The following is a 3,573-nucleotide window of genomic DNA, read 5'->3' on the forward strand; positions in this document are numbered from 1 at the left end:
ATACCGGCATATATTATTACAGCAACAATGGCGGCACCTGCCCTTGCTAAAATGGGAGTACCACCACTTGTATCGCATATGTTTGTATTCTACTTTGGAATGCTTGCAAACCTTACTCCACCAGTAGCACTGGCAGCCTTTGCAGGTGCGGGAATAGCAGGAGGAAACCCGGCAAAAACAGGTATACAGGCAGTCAAACTTGCATCGGCAGGATTCGTAGTACCTTATATATTTGCATTCTCACCTGCACTTTTGATGATAGATGCATCTCCGTTAACAATAGTAATAGCGGCAGCAACTGCAATAATAGGTGTAATATCACTTGGAGCTGCAGTTGAAGGATACATGCTTGATAGACTTTCAGCACTTTACAGAATTGGACTCTTTGCTTCGGCAATTCTTCTCATGATACCTGGAGTACCTACAGATATAATTGGACTTCTGATATTCCTTGGAGTTGTGACAGCACAGAAAATGACAAAGGGAAAACTTGTAGAAGCTTAAATTTCATATCTCCCCCCATAAAGACAGCCCTGAAGAATCATCTTCAGGGCTGTTTTGATTATCATCTGTTGCATATAAACCTTGAAATCAGTCCGTAGCCATTTATGCTCTCAGTAAATATGTTAATCCTGTCTCCGTCGGGAACCAGTTCATATAGGTTGTATTCCCTGTCCTTGAAGATAAATATGTGCTTGGCAAAGGCTGAAATACCATAGGGAAGAAGGGGCATTACCTGGTTTATTCCTCCGTAGGTAATATATCCATCTTCAATATAAACCTCGGTGCCTGTGGCATCTGGAACTCCTGCTCCGAAATTCTGAAACTTTGTCCTGTCTAAAACCATATTGTATTCATCATCTATTCTGAATATTTCTTCCCAGGGGGTCAGTTCAACTGAATGAATCCATTTCATGGTAAACTCATCTCCTGGTTCTATAGTGAAAAACAGAACTGTATTGCCTGTTTGATAATGTTCGAGAGTGAGAATGTCAACCTCGATAAAGAGAGGAACAAGAAGTATTGCAATAATTAGTATAATTGTAAGTATCTTTTTCAAATTATGCCTCCATGATTTTGGTTTGATGTTTTGATTTTGTCGTCATAGATGATACTCCATATTTATATAATAGTATTAATTCATTAAAGGGGCAATATATATTGGATATGTTGCAGTAATTTTTAATAAGGTACATAAAAATATAATGTAAATAATAGACTCAGAAGATTTTATCTTTCGGGTTTTGTTTATTTTTGTTGCCTAGGAAAACGTTTGAACCGCTGGTGAATCGATGAGTCGTCAGCGGTTCGATGATTGTTAAATCTTTAATAGCGTTGATTCAACGGTGTTGTGGGTTTTTTGATAATGAGGATGAGTATTATCGGACTCAAAGTAGGTAGGGTTAACTTTGTGGAAATTAAAAACGTTGACATTACTCGGTTTCATCCATTTAAAAAGTTTGGCACGGGAATTGCAATGATATAATTGAACTCAACAAAAGGGGTTAAAACATATAAAAACTATGAATTGTTTTGAAAGGAGTACAATGTATGAGACCGTTAGAAGGAATTAAAGTATTAGATTTTACTCAAGCTCACGCAGGAAGTTTGGCTACAATGATATTGGCAGACTTTGGTGCTGAAGTTGTTAAGATTGAAAGAGCAGGTGTTGGTGACCTGGCAAGATATTGGGCACCGTTCAAGGAAGGCAACAGTGCATATTATGCATACCTTAACAGAGGAAAGAAAAGCATAAGTTTGAATGCTTCAACAGATGAGGGAAAAGAAATAATTAAAAAGCTAGTAGCAGAAGCAGATGTTGTATGTGAAAACTTTAAATTTGGAAGTATGAAAAGACTGGGTCTTGATTATGAAGAATTAAAGAAAATTAATCCTACATTAATATATGCTGCATTGAATGGATTTGGACAGACAGGACCTTTTAAGGAAGTAATAGGACTTGACCTTCAACTTCAAGCAATGAGTGGACTTATGGATAGAACAGGATTTCCAGATGGAGCGCCTACAAAAGTTGGAGCAGCAATGGGAGACCAGTTCAGTGGAACATACCTTGCAATGGCAATAAACCTTGCATTGGTACATAGAAAGAAAACAGGTGAAGGACAGATGATAGACGTTGCAATACTTGACTCATTGTTCTCAATACTTGAAGCTGCACCAATGACCAAGTGTTTAAGAGGAAGCGTTCCACCAAGAGTTGGAAATTCTTATCCTTCAATATCACCATATGATGCACTAGAAACAAATGACGGATATGTTGCAGTTGGTATTTCTACAGACAGACAATGGCAGAAATTCTGTACGGCGTTGGGTGTTGAAGAACTTGCAAATGATCCTAGATATATTAACAACGAAAAAAGAGGCGACAACTACGAGTCTGGACTTAAGGAAGCTCTTGAGGCAGTAACAAAGAAAATGTCAAAATTCGACATTGAAGACAAGTTGAGAGAAGTAAGACTTGCTTGCGGAGCTGTTTATACAGTTAAGGAAGCAATGGGAACTGAACATGTTGCAGCAAGAGATATGCTTGTAGAAGTTGAAGACAAAGCTCTTGGAAAAATAAAGGTACCAGGTTTAGTAATAAAAATGGGAGAAACACCAGGAAAAATTACTACGGGATCACCTTTACTAGGAGAGCATACTGAGCTTTACTTGAACAAGATGGGATATTCTGCAGACCAGATTAAGGGACTTCAGGAAAACAAAATTATAGAAATATCATAAATATAAAGGAAGGAGAGAAACCATGAAAGTATTAGAAGGCGTTAAAGTAATAGATTTCACACAGGCATACAGTGGTCCTTTTTGCACTATGCAGCTTGCTGACTTCGGTGCTGAAGTAATAAAAATTGAAAGAAGAGGATCTGGAGATCAGTCACGTGAATGGACTCCAATAGTAGATGGAAACAGTGGATACTATGCTGCTATAAACAGAAATAAAAAGGGAGTTTCCCTTGATATAGCAGATGATGAGGGAAGAAAAGTAATACTTGACCTTGTTAAGGATGCAGATATAATTGTACAAAACTTCAAGGTAGGTACTCTTGATAAATTTGGTCTTGGATATGAAGACATGAAAAAAGTGAATCCGGAAATAATCTATGCTTCCATATCAGGATTTGGACAAACAGGTCCATTGAGCCACCTTGCAGCATATGATAACGTTGTTCAGGCAATGACTGGAATCATGGAAATGACTGGAGATCCTGATGGAATTCCAACAAAGGTTGGTCCTGCAATAGGAGACAACTTTACAGGTCTTCATATGGCAACAGCAATAACAATGGCATATTTTCACAAGCTTAATACAGGAAAAGGACAAGCTCTTGATGTTGCAATGTATGATGCAATATTCTCTATCCTTGAAAGTCCAATACTTTTTGAGACTGTTCTTGGAGAAACTAGTACTAGAACAGGAAATGCAGATCCAGCAACACTTGTACCTTATGATGTATACAAATGTAAGGATGGATATTTCTCAGCAGGTATAGCAAGTGATTCAGGATATCCAAAATTCTGCCACGCTATAAACATGCCTGAACTTATTGAAGA

The 3,573-nt window shown here is 37.8% G+C and carries 4 protein-coding genes; 3 read left to right on the top strand and 1 reads right to left on the bottom strand.

The features are described from left to right. Window positions 1-504: TRAP transporter large permease subunit (locus AC3AX0_RS09325; protein WP_487550023.1), on the top strand; the 504-nt coding region annotated here is incomplete at its 5' end. A 61-nt stretch (window positions 505-565) separates the two neighbouring features. On the opposite strand, the gene AC3AX0_RS09330 is transcribed toward AC3AX0_RS09325, so the two are convergent. Continuing rightward, complete coding sequence (locus AC3AX0_RS09330) at window positions 566-1,060, bottom strand: DUF1850 domain-containing protein (protein WP_487550024.1); 495 nt, start codon at window positions 1,058-1,060, stop codon at window positions 566-568. Between the two features lie 491 nt (window positions 1,061-1,551). On the opposite strand from AC3AX0_RS09330, the gene AC3AX0_RS09335 reads away from it, so the two are divergent. Beyond that, the gene (locus AC3AX0_RS09335; protein ID WP_487550025.1) at window positions 1,552-2,745 is read left to right on the top strand and encodes a CaiB/BaiF CoA transferase family protein; all 1,194 of its coding nucleotides are present in this window, start codon (window positions 1,552-1,554) and stop codon (window positions 2,743-2,745) included. Between the two features lie 22 nt (window positions 2,746-2,767). Continuing rightward, window positions 2,768-3,573, top strand: an 806-nt coding sequence (locus AC3AX0_RS09340) for a CaiB/BaiF CoA transferase family protein (RefSeq protein ID WP_487550026.1), incomplete at its 3' end; no start/stop codon positions are given.

The sequence above is a fragment of the Dethiosulfatibacter sp. genome, assembly GCF_983023055.1.